Genomic DNA, 21,878 nt, shown 5'->3' on the forward strand with positions numbered 1-21,878 from the left:
AGCATGTCCATTCCCGGGGGCGCCGAGACGGCGGCGAAGACAATTGAATTGCAGATTGCGCCGCGCGCGCGCGATCTCGGCGGCTTCAGCGTCAGGCGGGCTTTGCCCGACGACAGGCGCCAGATGGTCGGGCCGTTCGTCTTCTATGATCATTTCGGCCCGGTTCAATTCGGGCCGGGGCAGGGGATAGACGTGCGTCCGCATCCCCATATCGGCCTGGCGACGGTCACCTATCTTTTCGACGGGCGCATTCTGCATCGCGACAGTTTGGCCAATGTGCAGGAGATCGCGCCAGGCGCGATGAATTTGATGACCGCCGGGCGCGGCATCGTTCATTCCGAGCGCACGCCGCCGGGGCCGCGCGCGGCGGGGCAACAGATGCTCGGCGTGCAAAGCTGGCTGGCCTTGCCGCTGGCGCATGAAGAGACGGAGCCGAGCTTCCAGCATTTTAGCGCGAACGTTCTTCCCATCGTTGAGGATCAAGGCGTGTTCGCGCGCGTCATCGCCGGCGCGGCGTTCGGGACAACGTCGCCCGTGGAGACCCTGTCAGATTGGTTCTATGTCGAGCTGCGTCTCGCCGCCGGCGCCTCAGCGCCGCTCGACGCCGACTATGAGCAGCGCGCGCTTTATCTCGTCGAGGGCGCCGTAGAGATCGCCGGCGAACGTTTCGATGAGCCGCAATTGCTGATCTTCAGCCCGGGCGCCGCGATCACGATCCGCGCGCTTTCCGATGCGCGGATGATGCTGCTCGGCGGCGCGCCGGTCGACGGGCGCCGCTATGTCTGGTGGAACCTCGTCTCTTCCAGCAAGGAGCGGATTGAGCAGGCCAAGCGCGATTGGCGGGAAGGGAAGTTCCCTTCAGTGCCGGGCGACGCGGAGTTCATTCCGCTGCCGGAAGCGTGATCGCACTGTTAGCTGTCGTGCAGGCCGTTTGCTCTCCGCGCGATGTTGAGCTATTAGACTACTAATTTAATAGACTAGCTCGACACGAAATGGAGAAACTCGCAAATGTCAGGAACGTTCGCCGCTGCTCGACTGGGTTCTCTCGTTATCGGTCTGTTTCTATCGCCAGCCTTGGCCGGTCAGACGCTGCTGAACGTCTCCTATGATCCTACTCGCGAGCTCTATAAGGCGGTCAACGAAGCTTTTGTGGCCGATTGGAAAGCCAGCGGCGCCGGAGAAGTCGAGATCAAAATGTCGCATGGCGGGTCTGGCGCTCAGGCGAGGGCGGTCATCGACGGTCTCGCCGCCGACGTCGTGACATTGGCGTTGGCGAACGACATCGACCAAATTGCCGCCAGAAGCGGTAAAATTCCCGCAGACTGGCAGAAGCGCCTGCCAAACAATTCGTCTCCCTATACGTCGACGATCGTGCTGCTTGTGCGCAAGGGAAATCCAAAGGCGATCCGGGACTGGGGCGATCTTGCAAAACCCGGCGTCGCAGTGGTGACGCCCAACCCGAAAACAGGCGGGGGCGCAAGATGGAATTTTCTTGCGGCCTGGGCTTATGGCCTCGACAAATTCAACGGCGACGAGGCGAAGACGCAAGAATTGGTCAAGGCGATTTACGCCAATGCCCCGGTGCTCGACTCCGGCGCGCGCGGTTCGACGACGACCTTCGCCCAGCGCGGCATCGGCGATGCGCTGATCACTTGGGAAAACGAAGCGTTCTTGACGCTGCAGGAATTTGGCGCGGACAAATTTGAGATCGTCACGCCGTCTATTTCAATACTCGCCGAGCCTGCCATCTCGATCGTCGACGGAAACGTCGACGCGAAAGGCACGCGCAAGCTCGCCGAGGCCTATCTTGATAGCCTGTTCAAGCCGAAGGCGCAGGCGCTTATCGCCAAATTCGGCTACCGTCCGGCTTCTCCCCAATACGCTTCGAAAGAGGATCTTAAACGCTTCGCCCAAATCAAACTTGTCACCATCGACAAGCAGTTTGGCGGCTGGCCTGCAGCGCAGAAGAAATTCTTCGCCGACGGCGGGATCTTCGATGAGATACAGAAGCGCTAAGGGGCGTTTTCCGTCGGCGAGGCAGCATCAAGTTACGGAGTCACCACCACTGTGGCGCCGACGGCGACGCGGTCGTAGAGATCGACGACGTCCTCGTTGAGCATGCGGATGCAGCCATAGGAAGCGGCCGAGCCGATCGACTTGCGCATCTTCTGCGTCGTGCCGTGGATCGCGACCTGACCCTCGCTGAGCGTCATGGCGCGGGCGCCCATCGGGTTATTCGACGCGCCGCCGGGGATCACCTCCGGCAGTTCTGGATGATCGTGCTTCACATCTTCCGGCGGCGTCCAATCGGGCTCGACGAATTTGGCGTTGATCTGGACGACGCCGCTCCATTCCTTGCCCGCCTTCGGCACCGCGACCTTGTAGGCGATGGCGTCGTCCTGATCGACGATGAGATAGAGCTTGCGCTCGTGCTCGCTGACGACGATGGAGCCGGGGTCGAGCTCGGAGTGATAATGAACGAATTCGCGGGCGGCGGCGGCCTGCGGCGCGGCGGCGGCGCCGATGAGGGCGGCGGCGAAAGCGAATTGGGCGATCTTGGAAGTGCGGCGGTTCATTGTCTTGCGCTCGATGTTCGATGTCTCGATGAGCGCGTTGTAGAAGAGCCGCCGCCCGCAATCCGTGCGGTGGCGCACGCGGGAAATTCCGTCAGGTGAGTGTCGAAGCGGAGTCTTGCGCAGCTCCCTCAGGCCTCGCACGTTCTTTCAACCATCTGAAACATGCAATTCCAAGAAAACCCACGATGATCAGCGTGTGGGGCGCGGTGATTGAGAAATGATACGCCAAGGCCGCGGAAATGGCGCGTTCCTTCTGAACGCCGTAGCCGTTGACGAGATAGGCGACGATGCCGGCCTCAAACAGCCCCAAGCCGGCGGGGCTGGCTGGAACGGCGACCGCCAGCGCGCCGATCATCAATAAGGTCATCGCGTGGATGAGGGTGAAATCGATTTCGGGGAGCAGCGTTCGAAAGGCGACGTAGACCAGGCAGACATTCGTCGTCCATATCGTGGCCGTGAAGAACGCGGTTCTCGCGGCGCGATGATGGGCGACCAATCCTCCGGCCTGTTTGAAAAATGCGTCCAGCCGCAAGGCGTCCAGGATGCGCCAGTCCGGAAGGCGCCAAATGACGGCTTTCCTTCGGAAGACGAACATGCCGCAAAAAACAATTGAAATGAACACGACGGCTGCGATCAACAAGCGTGGATCGATGATGCGCGAATCTGAGCTTGCCAGAATCAGCAACGACAAAATGACGATCGCTGTAACGTCGTAGAGTTTTTCCAGCAGGACTGCGGCGCTGATGCCGCCAATCGCATAATTATAATAGGAATGTCCAAAATAGATTTTCACGCCTTCGCCAGCCCTGAACGGAACTAAACTGTTGAAGGTGAATCCCATCGTGGCGATCAGAAAACCGGACGAGAGTCCGCCGCCAAGCAGCGTCGAGAGGCGTGACCCATAGAACAGCAAGACGAACACATTCATCGTCATTGCGATCAGAATCGCGCTTAAGGGGATCTGCTTGAGTTCCTGCGAGAGACCCGCAAATTCTATGTTCTGGTAAAGCCAGTAGGATATGTAGGCAAAAAAAGCGGCGTTCAAAATCAGCGCGACATATCCGCTACGCTGAGAGATGTATTTTATTGAGCTGGTCGCTCGCTGCGGCCCGGAGTTCGCGGGCAAAGGCCGAAGGCCGCCGACCGGCGAGACAATCTCGCTCAATTGCAGCTCGGGCGCGAGACGCGTCGGTCGAAGTCGATCGTCCTCTACGCTCATGGCCATCTCGCTATGCGCGGAATAGCGCTTCGCCTCAAAGGTCAGAAAAATGGCCGGCGCTCAGACCGGCCAATTCTCTGGCCCGCACAGACCATCCGCTTAGTGCAGATACTGGCCGCCGTTGATCGTCAGCGTCGAGCCGGTGATGAAGCCGGCGTCATCGGCGGCGAGGAATACGACGGCGCGCGCGATCTCTTCGGGCTCGCCGAGCCGGCCGACGGCGATATAGGGAATGATGTGCTTGTCGAGCACGTCCTGCGGAACCGCCTTCACCATCTCGGTGGCGATATAGCCCGGCGCGATGGCGTTGACGGTGATGCCCTTAGACGCGCTCTCCTGAGCCAGCGCCTTCACGAAGCCGATGTCGCCGGCCTTGGAGGCGGAATAGTTGGTCTGGCCGGCCTGGCCCTTCTGGCCGTTGATCGACGAGATGACGATGATGCGGCCGAAGCCGCGATCGCGCATGCCGTTGATGACCGGGCGCGTGACGTTGAACAGCGAATTGAGATTGGTGTTGATCACCGCCTGCCACTGGGCAAGCTCCATCTTGTGGAACAGACGGTCCTTGGTGATGCCGGCGTTGTTGACGAGAATGTCGACCGGGCCGATCTCTTTCTCGATCTGCGCGATTCCGGCGGCGCAGGCGTCATAGTCGGAAACGTCGAACTTGAAGACCGGAATGCCCGTCTCAGCCTTGAACTTATTGGCGGCTTCGTCATTGCCGGCGTAAGTCGCCGCGACAGTGTAGCCCGCCGCCTTCAGCGCCTTGGAAATCGCTTCGCCAATGCCGCGCGTGCCGCCTGTCACAACTGCAGTTCTTGCCATTTAAAGAGTCTCCTCCAGAATTGTTGATCGTTTGAAACGGCGGTCGGCAGTCGTGAGCAGGCAGTCGGAGATCGTCATAATCCGACTGCCTATCGCCTATTGCCGACTGCCCCGGCTTACCGTTCCACCGTCAGCGCGATGCCCATGCCGCCGCCGATGCAGAGCGTCGCGAGGCCCTTCTTGGAGCCGCGACGCGCCATCTCGTGCAGGAGCGTCGTGAGCACGCGCGCGCCGGAGGCGCCGATCGGATGGCCGATGGCGATCGCGCCGCCATTGACGTTCACGATGGCGGGATCCCAGCCCATGTCCTTGTTGACCGCGAGCGCCTGCGCCGCGAAGGCTTCGTTCGCCTCGATGAGATCGAGGTCGGCGACCTTCCAGCCGGCCTTCTCCAGCGCTCTGCGCGATGCGGGGATCGGCCCGGAGCCCATCAACGACGGGTCGACGCCAGCGGTCGCCCAGGAGGCGATGCGCGCCAGCGGCGTCAGGCCGCGCTTCTTGGCCTCTTCGGCGCTCATCACGATGAGCGCCGCGGCGCCGTCGTTGAGGCCCGAGGCGTTCGCCGCCGTCACCGTGCCGTCCTTGGCGAAGGCCGGGCGCAGCTTGCCGACGCCCTCGATGGTCACGCCATGCTTGATGTATTCGTCGGCGTCGACGACGACGTCGCCCTTCCTGGTCGAGATCGTATAGGGAATGATTTCGTCCTTGAACTTGCCGGCCTTCTGCGCCGCCTCGGCCTTGTTCTGCGACTTGACCGCGAATTCGTCCTGCTGCTCGCGGGTGATCTGCCACTGCCGGGCGACGTTCTCGGCGGTGACGCCCATGTGATAATTGTTGAAGGCGTCGGTGAGCCCGTCAATGATCATGGTGTCGACGAATTTGACGTCGCCCATTTTCGTGCCCGTGCGCAGCTGCGACGCGTGCGGCGCGAGCGACATCGACTCCTGACCGCCGGCGACGATGATGCTGGCGTCGCCCGCCTGGATCTGCTGGGCCGCGAGCGCCACGGCGCGCAGGCCGGAGCCGCAGACCTGATTGATTCCGAAGGCCGTGGCGCTGTCCGGAACGCCGGCCTTGATCGCCGCCTGACGCGCCGGATTCTGGCCCTGCGCGGAGTCGAGCACCTGCCCGAGAATGACCTCGTTGACCTCGCTTGGCTGGACTTTGGCGCGCTCGAGAGCGGCCTTGATGGCGACGGCGCCGAGCTCGTGGGCCGGAACCGCTCCAAAGGCTCCGTTGAACGATCCGACGGCGGTGCGCGCCGCGGAAACGATCACGATATCGGTCATCTGTCGATCTCCTTAAAAAAATAGTCCAACCGCCCGACCGCCTTGGCCGGTCAGGGGGCGAAGTGTTGGTCCTTTCGCGCTTGCGGTGGGCAAGCCGCGGCCCGTTTTGCACGGAATCGAGCGGTAGCGAAAGGCTTTCGGCATGAAAATATTGCCGCAGGCGCCAATTTGCGCGTATCGTCCAACGCTAGACGACTGTTTTTAGGCGGGCGGCGGTCGTGCGGCGAGGGGAGAGTGTCAGGCGTATGGCGACTGAGAAAAAACCCACAACGATCAAGAAATACGCCAATCGTCGGCTCTACGACACGGGAACGAGCACCTATGTGACGCTGGAGGACCTTGCCGGGATGGTGAAGCGCGGCGAGGATTTCGTCGTGTGCGATGCAAAAAGCGGCGATGACATCACCCGCCCGGTGCTGGCCCAAATCATCTTCGAGCAGGAGGGCAAGGAAGGCCAAAGCCTGCTGCCGATCGCCTTCCTGCGCCAGCTCATCCGCTTTTACGGCGACTCGATGCAGATGCTGGTGCCGAGCTATCTCGAATTCTCGATCGACAAGCTGACGAAGGAACAGCAAAGATTCCGGGATCAGTTCACCTCGGCGCTCGGCGTCGGGGGCGCTCCGTTCGCCGAGCCGACACGGGCGGCGTTCCAATCGCTCGAAGAGCAGGCGCGCAAGAATATGGCCGTGTTCCGTCAGGCGCTGACCATGTTCAATCCCTTTGGCGTGCCGACGGAGGGCATGATGACTACAGCGCCGACGCTCGACGAGCAGGAGAATGGCGGCGTTCGCAAGGAAGGCGGCGACGTCGCCGACCTGAAGCGCCAGCTCGACGAGCTGAACAAGCGGATCGATAATCTGTCGAAGGGGTAAAAGTCCTACGTATTAAACCTGAAATGCATCACGTCGCCGTCGGCGACGACATATTCCTTGCCTTCCAGCCTTAAGCGCCCGGCGTCGCGGGCGCCCGCCTCGCCCTTGTTTGAAATGTAATCGCCATAGGCGATCGTCTCGGCGCGAATAAACCCCTTCTCGAAATCGGTATGGATCACGCCTGCCGCCGCCGGCGCGCGCACGCCCTTCTCGATGGTCCAGGCGCGCGCCTCCTTGGGGCCGACGGTGAAATAGGTGATGAGATGCAGGAGGTCGTAGCCGGCGCGGATGACGCGATTAAGCCCGGGCTCGGTGAGGCCGACCGCCTCCAAATAATCCTTCTGCTCGGCGGCCGGCAGCACCGCGATCTCACTTTCGATCTTCGCCGAGACGACGACCGCAATCGCGCCTTCCTCGGCGGCGCGCGCCGCGACTTTCGCTGACTGGGCGTTGCCTTCGGACGCCGAGGCTTCTTCGACGTTGCAGACGTAAAGCACGGGCTTCGACGAGAGGAGCCCGAGACCCGCGAAGGCGACGCGCTCCTCCGCGCTCACCTTGGCGAGACGCGCGGGCTTGCCCTCGCGCAGCAGGACAAGGCAGCGGTTCATCAAATCGGCGAGTTCCTTCGCCTCCTTGTCGCCGCCCTTGGCTTTCTTCTCCATGGCGACGACGCGCTTTTCGAGGCTGTCGAGATCGGCGAGCATCAGCTCCGTCTCGATCGTCTCGACGTCGCGGATCGGATCGACGCCGCCTTCGACATGCGTCACGTCGCCGTCCTCAAAACAGCGCACGACATGGGCGATGGCGTCGCATTCGCGGATATTGGCGAGAAACTGGTTGCCGAGCCCTTCGCCCTTGGAGGCGCCGCGCACGAGGCCGGCGATGTCGACGAAGGTCAGGCGCGTCGGAATGATCTCTTTGGAGCCGGCGATCCTGGCCAGTTCCTCAAGCCTCGGGTCCGGAACGGCGACTTCGCCGACATTGGGCTCGATCGTGCAGAAGGGATAGTTCGCGGCCTGCGCCGCGGCGGTCTGCGTGAGGGCGTTGAAAAGGGTCGACTTGCCGACGTTGGGCAGGCCGACGATGCCACATTTGAACCCCATATCCGTCCCGGTTTTTGGATTGCGCGTTGCGGCGCGGTATGCGGGGCGGCGCGAGAAAAGGCAAGGGGGACGCGCGTCCCCCTCGTCTTCGTGTCGCTGCAGTATCTCGCGCGGGGCTCTCGGCCTTGGCGCTATAGGCTCTTCAGATATTCAAGAAGCGCCTTCTTGTCGGGGTCCGAAAGCGAAGTCCCGAAGTCATGGCCGCAGCGGCTGTTGCCGGAAGCGTCGCGGTTTTTCGGATCGCAACTGGCGGTGGTGGTGTAGGTGTCGTCGAACTTCGTCTGTTCCTTGGCGAGGCCGACGTTTTCGATGTCATAGGCGGGGCCGACCTTGAAAGACGCCGGACGGTCGGCAGGCTTTTTCAGGAGATCGGCGAGCGTCGGCACAGAGCCATTGTGCAGATAAGGCGCCGCCGCCCAGATGCCTTGCATGACCCGAGCCTCATATGCAGGCGGCGTCTTTTCCTCCGGCTTTTGATAGAGAGTGGCGAGGCTTTTCCCGATGACGCCGAGAAAGTTCTCCCTCAATGCCTGCGCCGTCACATCCGCCCTATCGGACTCATTATTTAGGCACTCCCGCAGCAGGGGCTCATACAGTGCGATGTCTCTGAAATGTATGGGCGCGCGAAGGATCGATTGGACGACAGCCACGGTTAAAATGTTGATTTGGCTTTCACCCTCGCGCTTTAATCTCTGATTAAAGGGAGGTTTTGGGAGCAACTGGCCTTCGAGCACGCCGGTTTTGCCGACACGCTCGAGAACCCCATATTCCGCAACGTCTGTTCCGACGTCCTGTATCGGCGTTCTCCAGGTAAATTTCGCGCATAAGCGCTTGGCGGCGTCCTTGGTGTTGATCTCGTGGCAATTCGCTCCGCATTCGCGGTCGTAAATTTTCTTTCCGGCGTCGGCGAGTCTCTTGTCGACGGCCCACTGCCATTTTGGCGGCTCAATTTGCCTTATGAGCGTTTCGAGACGCATGAGGCCCGGCATATTGAGTGAAGAGCCATTCAGATATTCGACCCCGTCCGGATACAAAAAATCCTTACGGGGATGAAAGACGCCGAAGACGCCATAAACCTCGCCGACGTTGCGCGCGAGGCCGAGAATGCCGTTTCCGTTTTCCGCAAACCCCGGCCACTGGGTCATATCCTGGACCGGCGCGTTCCAAAGAAAGGGATAGCGCACGGGCGCGTTGGCCCTCTTTATATTCTCCTTGATGATGTGATCGGGCGAAGTCCCGATGTCCAATCCCGAGACGCGGTTGAAGATCATCGACACGGCATCGAGACGCCCGACGCCCCATCCTTGGGGCGGCAGGGATTCTTTCATCAGCACATGGTAGGGCTTGAACCAGTCCTCCACCTGCTTGTGGAGCAGTTTGCGTTCCAGCTCCGTCGCATGCTGGCCCAGCACTTGTTTGGCGAATTCGGCGAATGTCGGCGTGTCGTTGACAACCTTATCGACGGACGTGTCGATGTCCGCAAAAAAGTGCTGAATGTCGACGATCGCCGGACCTCCGTCGATTCGCCACGACACTCCGCCGACGTCGATCTGGCGCGTATGGCACGCGGAGCATGTCATGCTGAGCGTCTTGCTCTCAGGCGCGATAAGAAATCCAACAGGGAGGCCGGCGGCGCTGTCCGGATTGCGCAGATAGCCGTAGCGCGTCATTCCGTCGTCGAGAAAATGTGAGCCGTCGGGACGCTTCAGCGCCTTGAACCAGTCGAGCGGCATGATTCGCGAGCCCTGATCGAGACTGTAGAATTCCGTGCGCTCGGCGGGCGTCCAATGAACTCCCTGATTCGCGTAGTTCGGTTCGGCGGCTGACGAAGGATTTGCCGCGGCGAACGCGAGCAGCGCGGCGGCGATGTGCGCCCGCAATAGCGGGCGCAGTGCTTTGTTTGCAATCATGGCTCCCCCAAAACAATAGAATATGCGATGAAATTAGAGCATAGGCGCGCGTGATTCACAACGGGCGGCGGCGCGCCGCCGCTGTGCGCTATGCACGCGCCGACACGGCATGAAAATGAAGAAAATGTCTTCCGCTTCGAGTCTTCGCCTCCTCATCGGGGCGCTGTTGGCGATGCTCGCGACAGGCGCGCCGCTTCGCGCTGAAACCGCGACGCCCGAACCGGCGCCGGCTCCCGCGCAGTCGGCGCCGACGCCCATAGCGCCGCCGGCGCCCGCGGCGCCGTCCGAACCTGCGCCCGTGACATCTGCGCCGCCTGTCAGCGTCGCGCCGGCCGCGCCGCAAGCGACAAATCCAGCGCCCGCTCAGACCGCCGTGAAAAAGCCAAAGCCAAAGCCAAAACCCGCGCCGCCGCGCGAGGCGGCGCTCTCCGACGATCCGACGCCCGCATTGCAGCCTCAAACATTTTTCACCACGTCGAAGGCGGCGGATCGCTATCGGCAGATCGTCGATCTCGGCGGATGGCCAAGAGTGGGCGTCTCGCTTCGGCCTGGCGCGAAGGGAGCTGCGGTCTCGGCGCTGCGCCGGCGCCTTGCGGCCGAAGACGACAGCATCGTCGACACGGCGAAAGAGAAGTGGGACGCCGATCTCACGGCGGCGGTGAAGCGCTTTCAGTATCGCCTGGGGCTGAAACAGACGGGCGTCGTCGCCGGCGCGACGCTACGCGAACTCGACGTGCCGGCGGAGACCCGCTTCCATCAGCTCGAGTCCACCGCACAACGTCTCACCGCGTTCGATTTCGCCTTTGGCCCGCGCTACATTGTCGTCAACATTCCGTCGACGGCGGTCGACGCGGTGGAAGACGATCGCGTCGTGCGCCGCTACGCTGCGATCGTCGGCGATCCCGAGCACCATTCGCCGGAGCTGCATGCGAAGGTCGTCGCGGTCAACATCAATCCGACATGGACGGTTCCGGTCTCGATCATCAAGAACGAGATCGCGCCGAAGATGCTGAAGGATCCGACCTACCTGCAGCGCTCGCACATTCGCGTGCTGAATGCGCAGCGCGAAGAGGTCGATCCGCGCTCGATCAATTGGGCGAGCGAGCGCGCCGCCCAATATACGCTGCGGCAGGATTCCGGCGCGGACAATTCGCTGGGCTCGATCCGCATTTCGATGCCCAATCCCCATTCCGTCTACATGCATGACACGCCCTCGCGAAATCTCTTCGCCAATGACTATCGTTTCCTGTCGCATGGCTGCGTGCGCGTGCAGGGCGTCGTCGATCTCGCGGCCTGGCTGCTTGACGGCGAATCCGGCCCGCAGATGAGCAAGGATGAGATCAACGCAAAAATCGCGTCGGGCGAACGCGTGGAGGCGAGGCTGACGCAGCACGTGCCGGTGGCGTGGGTCTATATGACCGGCTGGGCGTCGGCGGACGGCCTCGTGCATTTTCGCGACGACGTCTATCATCTCGACGAGGTGAGCGGAGTCGCCGAGCAGTAGGCCTCGTTGGTTTGCATGGCCGGGATGTCATTCCCGGCGGACCGAAGGTCCGACCGGGAATCCAGAGCGCTATTCAAGTTCTGGATTCCCGATCACGCACGTCGCGCGTGTCGGGAATCACACCCAAACGTATCGTCCGTATGAGCGCTACAGCGTCACGCGGTAGCGAACGAAAGTGTCGGCTTCAACGAATGAATCATAGAGGCGCCGCGCGCGTTCGTTGTCCGCTTGCGTGTGCCAATAGAGGCGCGCCCATCCGCGCGCGCGTCCAAGATAGATGAGGTCTTGAACGAGCGCGCGTCCCACGCCCGCGCCCCGAACATTTGGATCGACGAAAAGGTCTTCGAGGTAACACGAAGGGGAGGAGGTCCAACTGCTTTCATGCAGCACGGAGACGGAAAAGCCGGCAATGCATCCCTCGCTTTCTGCAATCCGTCCGAGCATCGCGGATGTCGGATCGAGCAGGCGGCGCAAGGTCAATTCCGTCACGTCGATCGGCACAGTCGTTGCGTAAAATTCGTTATAGCCTGCCCAGAGTCTGCGCCAGTCCGCGGCGTCTGACTCGCGAATGTCCCGGATGAGCGTCATTCGTCTTGCGCTCTTGCGCTTTCGTGCCAGCCGCGCAGCAGAACATATGAGAGCGCGGCGAGCGCGCCATAGATCGCCAGCCCGCTCAGCGAGATGAGCGCCAGCGCCGCGAACATGCGTGGAATGTCGAGACGGAAGCCCGCCTCGACGATGCGATAGGCGAGGCCGGTTCCCTGACCCGATGCGCCCGCGGCGAGCTCCGCGACGATGGCGCCGATGAGCGCCAGTCCGCCGCCGATGCGCAAGCCGGCGAGGAATTGCGGCAGCGCCGAGGGCAGGCGCAGATAAATCAGCTTCTGCCACGGCGAGGCGCGATAAAGGTCGAACAGGTCGCGCAAGCCGAAGTCGACGGAGGCGAGTCCGAGCGACGTATTCGAGAGAATCGGAAAGAAGGCGACGAGAAAGGCGCAAACCAGCACCGCATTGCCGGGCTGCAGATAAACGAGCAGCAAAGGCGCGATGGCGATGATCGGCGTGACCTGCAAGGTGATGGCGAAGGGCAGCAGCGCGCGCTCCAGCCATTTCGACTGGGCGATCAGCAGCGCCAGCGCCACGCCGCAAACCGTAGCGACGACGAGCGCCTCGAAGGTGACGCCGAGAGTCACCAATAGCGACGAGAACAGGAGTTCACGGTCCTCGATCAGCTTGGCGAGGATGACGCTCGGCGCCGGGAGAATATAGGGCGGAATGTTTTTCCACCGCACGAGCGCTTCCCACAGCGCGAGCGCTGCGAAAAGTACGGCGAGCGGCACGCCGATATCGCGCCAGGCGATCGCGCTTGGTTTCTGGATCACGGCGTCGCCTCTTCGATTGAGACGCGAAGCGCCTGCGACGCCCGGCGGCACACGTCGGCGAAATTCTTGCTCGACCGATAGTCGTCGTCGCGTGGGATCGCCGGGTCGATCTTGATCTCGTCGATGATTCTGCCGGCGCGCCGCGACATCACCACGATGCGCGTCGAGAGATAGGCGGCTTCGAACACCGAATGGGTGACGAAGACGATCGTCGCGTCGAACCGGCGTTTGAGCGCGAGCAGATCGTCATTGAGCTTGAAGCGCGTCACCTCGTCGAGCGCGGCGAAAGGTTCGTCCATCATCATCAGCGTGGGCTGCGTCACCAGGGCGCGGGCGATGGCGCAGCGCATCCGCATCCCGCCAGAGAGTTCTCGCGGCAGCGCGCGCGAAAAGTTCAGAAGACCGACATGCGCGAGCGCCTCTTCGATGCGCGGCGACGCCGCCTCGCGCGCAACGCCCTTAAGCCGCAGCGGCAGAAAGACATTGTCGGAAACGCTCGCCCAGGGCAGCAGCGTCGCATCCTGGAACACGACGCCGATATTGTTCTTAATTTGAGGCGCGCTCCAGTCGATCGCGCCTGCCGTTGGGCTCGCAAGCCCTGCGATGAGCCGCAGCACCGTCGACTTGCCGCAGCCCGAAGGCCCGAGCAGCGTCAGGATCTCGCCGTCGCGCACGTTGAGGTCATAGTCGGCGAGGGCGACGAGCCCGCTTGGAAAAATCTTGCCGACCTCGCGTAATGAAACGAGCGTGGGCGCCGTCACTTGCATCTCTTTGACCGCCGAAGCCCCCGGCGTCATTTGGGCCGTAGCTCCATGCCGACCTTCTTGCCGATGAAACGCAGCGTGTAGCCGCGCGTGTAATCAATGTCGCCGGGAACCACGCCGGCCTTCGCCATCTTGTCGAAAAAGCTCTTCATCCGCGCGTCGGTGATGACGCCGACGCCATAGGTCAGCGCGTCGCCGGAATCGACGATGCCACGCTCCTTCATCTTGGCGAGGGAATAGGCGATCTGATCGTCGGTCATCTCCGGATTGTCGCGCTTGATCATCGCATTCGCCTGAGCGTTATCGCGGTAGAGGTAATTGTACCAACCGACAATCGAGGCGTCGACGAAGCGCTGTACGAGGTCGGGGGTCTTCGCGATCGTGTCGGCGCGCGTCTCGATCGTCGTCGAATAGCTGTCATAGCCGTAGTCATGCAAAAGAAAGACGTTGGGCGTAAAGCCGCCTTGGCGTTCGATGGCGTAGGGCTCCGAGGTGAGAATCCCCTCCTGAATCGACTTCTTGTCGGCAAGGAAAGGCGCCGAGTTGAAATTATAGGGCTTGGCGTTTTGGTCCTTGAACCCATAGGCCTGTTTCAGCCATTGCCAGACGGAAGCGCGCATGTCGCTGGCGATGAAAGCCGTCGCCTTCGGCAGATCTTCGAAACGATCGAGGCCGACGCCGGGATGCGACATGAAAATCACCGGATCGACCTGAAACATGCTGGCGAGGGTGACGACCGGCACGTTCTGCTGCACCGATTCGAACATCTGAATCGTGTTTGCGCCCATCGCGAAGTCGACCCGGCCCGCCGCGAGGAGCAGCCGCGCGTTGAGCTGCGGGCCGCCTTGCAGAATGGTCACGTCGAGTCCGTAGCGCGCATAAGTGCCGTCGGCGACGGCCTGATAGAAGCCGCCGTGTTCGGCCTGCGCCCGCCAATCGGTGGCGAAGCGCACCTTGTCGAGCGCGAGGGCGGGCGCCGCGATGAGGAGAGCGATGAGCAAGGCGACAAGGCGCATGGTGCGGGCTCCGGCTGCGAGGCGCGCATCATACATGAACGCGCGCGGGCTCTATATCCCGCTCGACTTCGACGAGAAATTGAAGCCTTCGACGAGCATCGCCGGCGCCGCCGGCGCGCCGCCTTCGCCCGCCGCGCGCCAGGTCCGACGCGTTGGACCGAGCGCTTTGATGTTGCTGAACAGCTCGCCGAGCCGCTGATTGAAGCGCATGTTGCGCATGGGCGCGACGATCCGGCCGTTCTCGATAAGGAAATTGCCGTCGCGCGTGAGCCCGGTCAGCAGCAGGCTCTTCCGGTCGACGATATTGGTGTACCAAAGTCTCGTCACGAGAACGCCGCGCCGCACCGAGCGGACCATGTCGTCCAGCGAAACGTCGCCGCCGGACATTACGAAATTCTTCGCAAAGGGGATTGGTTCGGATTCGGTCTTTTGCGCCCAGGCGCGTGAACGATAGAGCGTCGTCACAACGCCGTTCTCAACGAAGGCGCGGGCGCGATGCGGCAGGCCCTCGAAGCCGAAGGCGGCTTCGGGCGCCAGCGGGTCGGCGGGATCGACGCGGATCGTGAGCTGTTCGTCAAAGAGCTTCTCGCCCAAAAGCGCTCCGCCGCCAGGACGCGCGAAGAAGCTTCTCCCCTCGTCGGCGGCGCGCGCCTCCATCGTTCTGATGAGCCAAAAAGCGAGCTCGGTCGTCGCCTCCGGCTCGAGAACCACGGTATAGGCGCCGGGTTCGAGATCAACCGGCGTCGCGTCATGCGCGCCCTTGGCGCAGGCCACGCGCGCGATCGCCTCCGCGTCGAGACGATCCGCGAAGAATTGATGCGCGCCAGCCCACCCCGACCAAGCGTCGGCGCGGTTGCGCGCCGTGGCGGACAAATCGATCTCGCTGCGCCGCTCATAGGCGAAGAGGCCTGCGCTCGTCGCGAATGCGTCGAATCGCCTTGCTGTCGTCGCGCAGCCGAAGGTGTCGACGCCGATGCGCGCGCCCTCGTCGATGACGCGCGCCGCCGCGTCGGCGAGGGCGTCGAGGCGCAGATTGGCGGTCGCGTCGTCATAGCGGTCGGAGAAGCCATAATTCTGCGGGCCGAGCGGCGCGACATAATCGGGATCGACGGGCAATAGGCGCGCGATCTCTTCCGAGCGCGCCACGGCGGCGGCCAGCGCCTCGTCGTCGAAACGCGAGATGCTGCAAGAGCCGATGCGACCGCCAATATGTGACGAGATGCGCAGATTGGCTTCCGCGGTCGCAAGATTGGTCGTGGCGCCGCCCCGGGCGAAGCGCAGACTCTGGTCCAGGCCGCCGTGAATCTGCACGGCGCAGGCGTCGGCCTTGGAGCGCGCGAGAACATTGTCGGCGATCGACTTTGCGTCTTCTGAAGAAAGAAACATGCGCTATGCGTCGTCGCTCGTGTTCAGCACGCGCACATTGCGAAAGAGCGCCGGAGGGCTGCCGTGCGAGACCGGCGCCACCTGCACCGGCTCGGCCTTGCCGCAGGTGAAGGTGCCGTCGAGATGATAGGCGCTCGCGTCGCATAGACCTGCGAGAGAGTTCCAAAATTGCGTGGTGCGGCCCTGATAGGCGCCGTCGCGCAGCAGATCGCCGAGCTTGCCGTTCTTGATCTCATAGAACAGCTGTCCGCCGAACTGGAAGTTGTCGCGCTGCTGATCGATGCTCCAGCTGCCTGCGCCGACGACGTAAATGCCGTTCTCGACATCGCTGATGAGATCGTCAAAGGAGCATTTCTGCGGATTGGGCTTGAGCGAAATATTCGGCATGCGTTGAATGGGAAACGTCGTGGGGCTGTCCGCATAGGCGCAGCCGTTCGAATGCGACAGGCCGATGAGATGCGCCTGTCCAAGCGCCATCTGGAAATTCCTGAACACGCCCTTTTCGACGATGGCGAAGTCGGCGGCTTCCGCGGGGGCGCCGTCGTCGTCGTAGCCGATCGTGGCGAGCGCGCCGGGCTGCGCGCGATCGGCGACGATCGTCATCAATTCGGAGCCGAATTGCAGTTCGTTGAGCATATGCGGCTTGACGAAACTCGTTCCGGCGAAATTCGCCTCCCAGCCCAGCACGCGGTCGAGTTCGGTCGAATGGCCGACCGTCTCGTGAATGGTGAGCCACAGATTCGTCGGGTCGATCACGACGTCGTAGTCGCCCGGCGTCACTGGCTTGGCGCCAAGCTTCGCGCGCGCCTCCTCGCCGGCCTGTGCGGCCTCCTCGATCAGGCCGGCGCCGACGATATAGTCCCAGCCGGCGCCGCGCGCCGGCGCCAGGCAGTCGCGCGTCGCGAAACGGCCGCTGGCGCGGTCGATGGCGGTCGCCTGAAAGTTGGGCGCGACGCGCGTGCGCGTCTGATGAATGCGGCTGCCAAGACTATTGGCGAAGAATCGCTCTTCGCAGGTCGCCGAAAGCGAGGCTGAACAAAAATCCGCCCCGTGATCGCGCGCGCTGGCGATGATCGAAAGCAGCAGGTCTGCCTTCTCGCCGGCGGACACTTCAAGGGGATCGATGCCCATCGGCATGATCCATTCGGCTTCATGCACGGGCAGACGCTCGAGCGCGATCGGCTGGAACTGTATCCGCTTCACCGCGCGGGCGTTCTCCAGCGCGCGCTCGACGCCATCGCGCAGGCTCTGTGAGTCGAGCCGCCGCGCGCCATAAAATCCCCAGCAGCCGTCGAGCAGCACGCGCATGCCGAAGCCTTGCGAGGCGCGCTCGTCGAAATTCTCCAAGCGGTCGTCCTTGGCGAAGGCGTATTCGCGCCGGGTTTCGCCGATCCTGACGTCGGCGTAGCTGGCGCCGTTTCGCTTCGCGGCGGTCAGCGCGATATCGGCAAGATCGTAGAGCAGCGCGCGGTCCAACGCGAAGGCGTTGCCGCCCCTGGGGCGTGAGGCTTCGGTCGTCGAAGGCGTGGCCGCCATTGGTCGCTCCAAAATTGCCTCATATGGTGGTCGTTTCGGCGACGATTTGCAATCGCCGTGTTACGGTTGCGCTTCGCCGTTCCATCCGCATGCGGCGAGCGCCTCGCCCATATGCGCGGGCGGCGCGGCGACAGCTTCCACGGGCGGCTTGCCGTCCTGCATTGGCACGCTCACCGCGCGCGCATGAAGATGCAGAGGGGCTGAGTCCTCGCGGCGACCGGAGCCATAGATCGGATCGCCGAGAATGGGCCACCCCATCGCCTGCGCATGCACGCGGATCTGATGCGTGCGGCCCGTGTGCGGCGTGAATTCGATGAACGTCAGCGCGTTGTCCGGACTTCTGCCAAGCACGCGCCAGGAGGTTCTGGCGGGCAGACCCAGCGGGTCCGGACGCATCCACCACCCGCGCGTCGCGTCGAGCCGCCCGAGCGGGAGGTCGATTTCGCCTTCTTCACCCGTGGGCGCGCCTTCGACCACCGCCCAATAGGTCTTGCCAATTCGGCCGGACTTGAACAGCCTGCCGAGCCGTTCGAGAGCCTTGCGGTGGCGCCCAAGCACGAGGCAGCCGGACGTGTCCTTGTCCAGTCGGTGGGCCAGCGCCGGCGGTCGGGGCAGTCCAAAGCGCAGCTGGTCGAAGGCGTCTTCAAGGCTTGCGCCGCCCTTCGGTCCTCGATGGACGGCGACGCCCGCGGGCTTGTCGATGATTAGCATCAGCCCGTCGCGGTGGAGCAGGCGAGAGAGGAGGTCCATCAGCGGCTTATAGCAGCGACGCGCGCAAGACGGCGCTATTTCACGGCCGGCGCGGTCTTTCCGAGCGAAACCGCGCCGCCGACAAACTCTCCGTATTTGTGGAAATATTCGTCAGTCAGATGAACGCCGTCCCTCGTGTAACACTGCTCGTGTCCTTCGTAGCGCTCGATGAAGGCGTCATATTCGAGAGTGTTGAGTTCGGGGTGGTCGCGCCACAGCGCGACACGATAGAGGTCATTCACCTGTCGCTCGCAGTCATCGTAAAAACAGCTCAATATCGAGCGCTTGAGGGCGCTGTAGAAATTCGGCGGTCTGAAATTCCGCTCGTTGACCCGCGGTATCGAGATGAGTTCGACGTCGTCGACGTCGGCAAAATACTCGACAAGCTTTTTTGTATATTCGACATAGGCAGATGCGCCGACGTGTTGAATCGCGTCGTTGACGCCGTTCATCAGGACGACCTTGTCCGGCTTCTTGTCCTCAAACATGCGGTAGAGTTTGTATTTGGGGAATTTCTCGCGCAGTTCGGCGTAGAGCAACCGTGAGTTGCGGCCGGCAAAGCCGAGACTGCACGCCCGAACGCCGCGGCCTTCAAGTCTTTTTGACACGGCGCGCGGCAGTTCGGGGAGGACCTTGCCGTCCGAGGCCCAGGATTCACCGATGACAAGGATTCTATAGTCGTCCCCGCCGCCGTTCACATTGGCGCAGTAGAGCGTCGGCTCATCCGACCGCTTCAGGCTGAAAAGCGTCAGCCCGCAGGCGACGGCCAGAACAAACGCCAGTTTGTGCGCCCCCGGGAACATGGCGAACCCATATCCCGGCGACTGGACTCAAGCAAATTTCTGGATGTGCTTGTCCCCGCGCGATCGATCCGACGCTCGACCAGGGAGGCCATGCTCGAGCAGGTTCCGAAAAAGTTGCAGACTTTTTCGATGAGAACCTGCTCCAACATTTTGATTTTGAGCGATTCCGTATCGATCACATGAGTCCATGCGATCGGGAAGCGCTCCAGCCGAATGCGGGCGCGGCGCTTGCCGACGTCGCCGAGGGGATCACGCCCGGAGCGTCCATAAGTCGGCCATGCACCCAGGCGGCGCGCAATCTATTGATCGGCCGATCGAACAGCCGCCAGATCAGGTAGGAGGCGACGAAGATGATGAGCAGCGCCTCGGAGCAGAGCAGGGCGCGATCGAGATAGGAGCCTTCGCCCGTCTTCAGGGCGCCGAGCACCGACCAGTGCAGCAGATAGAAGATGTAGGAAAGCTCGCCGAGCATTCGGTCCTTGGCGCCGCTCGCCTGCTGCGTCGTATAGAGCGCCCAGGGCGTCATCATCACCGCGATGACGAGATTCATCTTGTCGCTGAAGGCGAGCAGATCCGGCTTTTCGCCGAGCATCATGTCCTTGGCGAAGATCAGCGTGCAGAGGAACAGCGTCGCGAGCGTCGTGAACAACGCGCGATAAGCGAAGGCGCGATCGGGCTTCAAATCGTGGCTCGCCGCCGCGACGCCGATTCCAAAAAACAAAAGGAAAGGCGCGACTGTGGCGGAGCCTCCGAGCCAAGGGGCGCCGGCCGAAACGACAAGGCACATCAGCAAGAGAGAGATGTTTCTCGAAATGAGAAAGATGATCGCCGGCGCGATAAGATAGAATTGCAATTCCACATCCAGCGACCAGCCGGGAATGTTCGCCTGGAACGGCAGCGCGCTGTAGCCGAGGATCATGATGTTGGAGAAGAGTTGATGCAACAGCCCGCCGAAGGCGACGGGCGCGTCGCCGCGCCAGAGCAGCAGCGCCCAAGCGATCGCCGAGCAGAGAGCGAAAACCGGCGCGATGCGCCATACGCGCGAAACGAGATAGGTGAAATAGGCCGACGTCGTTTTCGAATAGGTGTTCTTCCACATCGCCGCGACCCAGTAGCCGCTGAGCACGAAGAAGACCAGCACGGCGGACATGCCGAGGTTGAAACTGGTCGTATGGTGGAGGAAAACCGCAAAGGCTAAAGTCAGCCGCAGGGCGCCAGGCGACGCGAATGTGTCCGGTCTCATCGCCATCGCTGCTCCACGGCTGGCAGGAGATTTCCTTTAAATGCGACATCGATCTTAATCTTGATCAGCGCGTGGAATGCTGTGGCATGAGGTCGCGACGAGGGGGTGATGACGCGACATGGCGTCGCGTTGCAGCGCTGGCCGCGGCGGTTGGCGCCTGGTTCGTCGCTTTGCGTGTGTCGGCTTAGAGTGGTCGGCGAATGTGGTCCAAGACACGCCAACATGCGCTCCTAGCGAGCGATCCGGCGACGTTGAAACTTTGCTTTCCGAGGAACAATGGCGATCATATCTCCGACCCCGAAGCTGCGCGTTACGATCGAATTCGGCGTGGCGCGCCTCTACATCGAAAATCCCGCCAAGCGGAACGCGTTCGACTTTGAGATGTGGCGCGCGCTGCCGCCGCTGCTGCGCGCCGTAGACGCGGCGGAGGACGCGCGCGTCCTCGTCATCAGCGGGGCGGCGGGTCTGCCGTTCTGTTCCGGCGCCGACATCAGCGAATTCTCCAACCTGCGCGCGACGAGCGAAGGCGGGCGCATCTATGAACACGCCAATGTCGAGGCCTTCGACTCGATTTCGAATCTTTCCAAGCCGACGATCGCGGCCGTGTCGGGCTTCTGCATGGGCGGCGGATTCGGAATCGCCGCGGCCTGCGACCTGCGCATCGCCGATGGGCAAGCGACGTTCGCGATTCCGGCGGCGAAGCTCGGCGTTGGCTATCCGCCGGCGGCGATGGCCTATGTCGTCGCCGCCGTCGGCCCGCAATTGGCGTTTGATCTCTTTTACACGGCGCGTCGCCTGACCGCTGATGAAGCCAAGGAGCGCGGCTTCGTCAGCCGACTTTTCGCCACTGAGAGTTTCGAAGGCGCGGTGCATGCGCTGGCCGAAACCATCGCCGCTGGCGCGCCGCTGACCTTGCGCGCCGCCAAGGCGGCGATCCGCGCCGCCGCGCGCCTGCCCGGCGCGTCGTCGCATGAGCAGTGTGAAGCGCTGACGAGCGCCTGTTTCGACAGCGCGGATTACATGGAAGGGCGCGCCGCGTTCCTCGAGAAGCGCGAGCCGAATTTTTCCGGGCGATGACGGCGAGCCGCCGCTACGATGGCGCGCGCCGTCGCGATGGGGCTGTCGCCAGCGCAAAAGCGCGCTTTGCTTATGCCAGGGCTTCGAACTGGGGTTAATTTCAGCTCACTTTCAGCCGTCATGCCCGGCCTTGCGCCGGGCATCCACGCCGGGACATCGCGAAACGCATCGCGCGGAGACGGCGCGTGGATGGCCGCGACAAGCGCGGCCATGACGCGGTGAGATGACGCCTTATTAACCTGGATTCGGAGCCTTGGTTGCTTATGCGGGTCGGCTTGACGGCGTAGGCAGAGCGGTTACTGTTTCGGCGACTATATGCCATGCCTGCCCCGTTTAGCGGCGGAATCGCGGGAAGGTTTGCTTGAGGCTTTTGAACACATATTTGCGCAAGTCATTGTCGGCCGTCGGGGGCAGGCAGCGCCTCGGCGCGCTTCTGCTTGCCGCGACGCTAGTCGGCAGCGACGTTCCTGCCGCAACGGCGGAGACTTATAGGGGCAGCGATCCAGAGTGATACGAGTGCAGTTCAGACTTCAACATCCAATTGATTTTTGCGCTGCGGGGCGTTCCGGCGGCGCGGCGTTGGTTGAATTAGAATGGTCGGCTCTGACTATGGCGGAGCAGCG

20 protein-coding genes are annotated in these 21,878 nt (G+C 62.5%); 5 read left to right on the top strand and 15 right to left on the bottom strand.

Going from position 1 to position 21,878, the window contains the following annotated elements; all coding sequences use genetic code 11:
- Nucleotides 1–3: 3 nt before the first annotated feature.
- A complete protein-coding gene (locus tag IYW40_RS17720; RefSeq protein ID WP_196401597.1) occupies nucleotides 4–903 on the top strand; it encodes a pirin family protein in 900 nt (299 codons plus the stop codon).
- Between the two features lie 105 nt (nucleotides 904–1,008).
- Nucleotides 1,009–2,016: a sulfate ABC transporter substrate-binding protein gene (locus IYW40_RS17725; RefSeq protein ID WP_196401598.1), complete on the top strand. Its 1,008-nt coding sequence runs from the start codon at nucleotides 1,009–1,011 to the stop codon at nucleotides 2,014–2,016.
- Between the two features lie 32 nt (nucleotides 2,017–2,048).
- On the opposite strand, the gene IYW40_RS17730 is transcribed toward IYW40_RS17725, so the two are convergent.
- The 4 genes from IYW40_RS17730 to IYW40_RS17745 all read right to left on the bottom strand — a co-directional run bounded on the left by IYW40_RS17730 (nucleotide 2,049) and on the right by IYW40_RS17745 (nucleotide 5,909).
- Nucleotides 2,049–2,654 (bottom strand): L,D-transpeptidase, encoded by a 606-nt coding sequence (locus tag IYW40_RS17730; RefSeq protein WP_196401599.1) that lies wholly within the window; start codon nucleotides 2,652–2,654, stop codon nucleotides 2,049–2,051.
- A 13-nt stretch (nucleotides 2,655–2,667) separates the two neighbouring features.
- Nucleotides 2,668–3,795 carry a lysylphosphatidylglycerol synthase transmembrane domain-containing protein gene (locus IYW40_RS17735; protein ID WP_246720898.1) on the bottom strand — a complete coding sequence of 376 codons (1,128 nt, stop codon included), beginning with the start codon at nucleotides 3,793–3,795 and terminating at the stop codon, nucleotides 2,668–2,670.
- Between the two features lie 99 nt (nucleotides 3,796–3,894).
- A complete protein-coding gene (gene phbB / locus IYW40_RS17740) occupies nucleotides 3,895–4,620 on the bottom strand; it encodes an acetoacetyl-CoA reductase (RefSeq protein ID WP_026222828.1) in 726 nt (241 codons plus the stop codon).
- A gap of 116 nt (nucleotides 4,621–4,736) precedes the next feature.
- A complete protein-coding gene (locus IYW40_RS17745; protein ID WP_196401601.1) occupies nucleotides 4,737–5,909 on the bottom strand; it encodes an acetyl-CoA C-acetyltransferase in 1,173 nt (390 codons plus the stop codon).
- A gap of 245 nt (nucleotides 5,910–6,154) precedes the next feature.
- Here IYW40_RS17745 and phaR point away from each other — a divergent pair, with 245 nt between their 5' ends.
- Nucleotides 6,155–6,781: a polyhydroxyalkanoate synthesis repressor PhaR gene (gene phaR, locus IYW40_RS17750; RefSeq protein ID WP_196401602.1), complete on the top strand. Its 627-nt coding sequence runs from the start codon at nucleotides 6,155–6,157 to the stop codon at nucleotides 6,779–6,781.
- 5 nt (nucleotides 6,782–6,786) lie between these two features.
- On the opposite strand, the gene ychF is transcribed toward phaR, so the two are convergent.
- Together ychF and IYW40_RS17760 are read right to left on the bottom strand one after the other, a co-directional pair.
- Nucleotides 6,787–7,884 carry a redox-regulated ATPase YchF gene (ychF, locus tag IYW40_RS17755; protein ID WP_175093552.1) on the bottom strand — a complete coding sequence of 366 codons (1,098 nt, stop codon included), beginning with the start codon at nucleotides 7,882–7,884 and terminating at the stop codon, nucleotides 6,787–6,789.
- Nucleotides 7,885–8,015: 131 nt separating this feature from the next.
- Nucleotides 8,016–9,794 carry a di-heme-cytochrome C peroxidase gene (locus tag IYW40_RS17760; protein WP_196401603.1) on the bottom strand — a complete coding sequence of 593 codons (1,779 nt, stop codon included), beginning with the start codon at nucleotides 9,792–9,794 and terminating at the stop codon, nucleotides 8,016–8,018.
- Nucleotides 9,795–9,903: 109 nt separating this feature from the next.
- Here IYW40_RS17760 and IYW40_RS17765 point away from each other — a divergent pair, with 109 nt between their 5' ends.
- Nucleotides 9,904–11,298, top strand: coding sequence for a L,D-transpeptidase family protein (locus IYW40_RS17765; RefSeq protein WP_196401604.1), 1,395 nt, complete (start codon nucleotides 9,904–9,906; stop codon nucleotides 11,296–11,298).
- Nucleotides 11,299–11,445: 147 nt separating this feature from the next.
- Here IYW40_RS17765 and IYW40_RS17770 read toward each other — a convergent pair whose 3' ends face one another.
- From IYW40_RS17770 to IYW40_RS17810, 9 genes are all read right to left on the bottom strand, one after another.
- Entirely contained in the window at nucleotides 11,446–11,886 is a 441-nt protein-coding gene (locus tag IYW40_RS17770; RefSeq protein WP_196401605.1) for a GNAT family N-acetyltransferase, read from the bottom strand.
- The gene (locus IYW40_RS17775; protein WP_196401606.1) at nucleotides 11,883–12,680 is read right to left on the bottom strand and encodes an ABC transporter permease; all 798 of its coding nucleotides are present in this window, start codon (nucleotides 12,678–12,680) and stop codon (nucleotides 11,883–11,885) included. Before IYW40_RS17775 ends, IYW40_RS17770 begins: the two co-directional genes overlap by 4 nt.
- Nucleotides 12,677–13,477, bottom strand: coding sequence for an ABC transporter ATP-binding protein (locus IYW40_RS17780; protein WP_196401607.1), 801 nt, complete (start codon nucleotides 13,475–13,477; stop codon nucleotides 12,677–12,679). Before IYW40_RS17780 ends, IYW40_RS17775 begins: the two co-directional genes overlap by 4 nt.
- Nucleotides 13,474–14,460, bottom strand: coding sequence for an ABC transporter substrate-binding protein (locus IYW40_RS17785; protein WP_246720900.1), 987 nt, complete (start codon nucleotides 14,458–14,460; stop codon nucleotides 13,474–13,476). The genes IYW40_RS17780 and IYW40_RS17785 overlap by 4 nt, the downstream gene beginning before the upstream one ends.
- Before the next feature lie 51 nt (nucleotides 14,461–14,511).
- On the bottom strand, nucleotides 14,512–15,846 hold the full coding sequence (locus tag IYW40_RS17790) for a metallopeptidase TldD-related protein (protein WP_196401609.1): 1,335 nt from the start codon (nucleotides 15,844–15,846) through the stop codon (nucleotides 14,512–14,514).
- A gap of 3 nt (nucleotides 15,847–15,849) precedes the next feature.
- Nucleotides 15,850–17,382 (bottom strand): TldD/PmbA family protein, encoded by a 1,533-nt coding sequence (locus IYW40_RS17795; RefSeq protein ID WP_196401610.1) that lies wholly within the window; start codon nucleotides 17,380–17,382, stop codon nucleotides 15,850–15,852.
- A 60-nt stretch (nucleotides 17,383–17,442) separates the two neighbouring features.
- Nucleotides 17,443–18,132 carry an RNA pseudouridine synthase gene (locus IYW40_RS17800; protein ID WP_196401611.1) on the bottom strand — a complete coding sequence of 230 codons (690 nt, stop codon included), beginning with the start codon at nucleotides 18,130–18,132 and terminating at the stop codon, nucleotides 17,443–17,445.
- 35 nt (nucleotides 18,133–18,167) lie between these two features.
- Nucleotides 18,168–18,935, bottom strand: a complete 768-nt coding sequence (locus tag IYW40_RS17805; RefSeq protein ID WP_196401612.1) for an SGNH/GDSL hydrolase family protein — start codon at nucleotides 18,933–18,935, stop codon at nucleotides 18,168–18,170.
- A gap of 175 nt (nucleotides 18,936–19,110) precedes the next feature.
- Nucleotides 19,111–20,184, bottom strand: a complete 1,074-nt coding sequence (locus IYW40_RS17810) for an acyltransferase (protein ID WP_196401613.1) — start codon at nucleotides 20,182–20,184, stop codon at nucleotides 19,111–19,113.
- Nucleotides 20,185–20,454: 270 nt separating this feature from the next.
- Here IYW40_RS17810 and IYW40_RS17815 point away from each other — a divergent pair, with 270 nt between their 5' ends.
- Nucleotides 20,455–21,255 (top strand): enoyl-CoA hydratase, encoded by an 801-nt coding sequence (locus IYW40_RS17815; RefSeq protein ID WP_196401614.1) that lies wholly within the window; start codon nucleotides 20,455–20,457, stop codon nucleotides 21,253–21,255.
- The last annotated feature ends 623 nt before the right edge of the window (nucleotides 21,256–21,878 follow it).

This window comes from Methylocystis sp. H4A (assembly GCF_015709545.1).
Lineage (GTDB): Bacteria > Pseudomonadota > Alphaproteobacteria > Rhizobiales > Beijerinckiaceae > Methylocystis > Methylocystis silviterrae.

Excerpts from the sequence above, each read along its gene's own strand:
- IYW40_RS17805 (WP_196401612.1), bottom strand. The coding sequence starts at position 18,935 with ATGTTCCCGGGGGCGCACAAACTGGCGTTTGTTCTGGCCGTCGCCTGC.
- ychF (WP_175093552.1), bottom strand. The coding sequence starts at position 7,884 with ATGGGGTTCAAATGTGGCATCGTCGGCCTGCCCAACGTCGGCAAGTCG.
- IYW40_RS17735 (WP_246720898.1), bottom strand. The coding sequence starts at position 3,795 with ATGAGCGTAGAGGACGATCGACTTCGACCGACGCGTCTCGCGCCCGAG.
- IYW40_RS17780 (WP_196401607.1), bottom strand. The coding sequence starts at position 13,477 with ATGACGCCGGGGGCTTCGGCGGTCAAAGAGATGCAAGTGACGGCGCCC.
- IYW40_RS17785 (WP_246720900.1), bottom strand. The coding sequence starts at position 14,460 with ATGCGCCTTGTCGCCTTGCTCATCGCTCTCCTCATCGCGGCGCCCGCC.
- IYW40_RS17800 (WP_196401611.1), bottom strand. The coding sequence starts at position 18,132 with ATGGACCTCCTCTCTCGCCTGCTCCACCGCGACGGGCTGATGCTAATC.
- IYW40_RS17815 (WP_196401614.1), top strand. The coding sequence starts at position 20,455 with ATGGCGATCATATCTCCGACCCCGAAGCTGCGCGTTACGATCGAATTC.
- IYW40_RS17790 (WP_196401609.1), bottom strand. The coding sequence starts at position 15,846 with ATGTTTCTTTCTTCAGAAGACGCAAAGTCGATCGCCGACAATGTTCTC.
- phbB (WP_026222828.1), bottom strand. The coding sequence starts at position 4,620 with ATGGCAAGAACTGCAGTTGTGACAGGCGGCACGCGCGGCATTGGCGAA.
- IYW40_RS17725 (WP_196401598.1), top strand. The coding sequence starts at position 1,009 with ATGTCAGGAACGTTCGCCGCTGCTCGACTGGGTTCTCTCGTTATCGGT.
- IYW40_RS17720 (WP_196401597.1), top strand. The coding sequence starts at position 4 with ATGTCCATTCCCGGGGGCGCCGAGACGGCGGCGAAGACAATTGAATTG.
- phaR (WP_196401602.1), top strand. The coding sequence starts at position 6,155 with ATGGCGACTGAGAAAAAACCCACAACGATCAAGAAATACGCCAATCGT.
- IYW40_RS17770 (WP_196401605.1), bottom strand. The coding sequence starts at position 11,886 with ATGACGCTCATCCGGGACATTCGCGAGTCAGACGCCGCGGACTGGCGC.
- IYW40_RS17765 (WP_196401604.1), top strand. The coding sequence starts at position 9,904 with ATGAAAATGAAGAAAATGTCTTCCGCTTCGAGTCTTCGCCTCCTCATC.
- IYW40_RS17745 (WP_196401601.1), bottom strand. The coding sequence starts at position 5,909 with ATGACCGATATCGTGATCGTTTCCGCGGCGCGCACCGCCGTCGGATCG.
- IYW40_RS17810 (WP_196401613.1), bottom strand. The coding sequence starts at position 20,184 with ATGGCGATGAGACCGGACACATTCGCGTCGCCTGGCGCCCTGCGGCTG.
- IYW40_RS17795 (WP_196401610.1), bottom strand. The coding sequence starts at position 17,382 with ATGGCGGCCACGCCTTCGACGACCGAAGCCTCACGCCCCAGGGGCGGC.
- IYW40_RS17760 (WP_196401603.1), bottom strand. The coding sequence starts at position 9,794 with ATGATTGCAAACAAAGCACTGCGCCCGCTATTGCGGGCGCACATCGCC.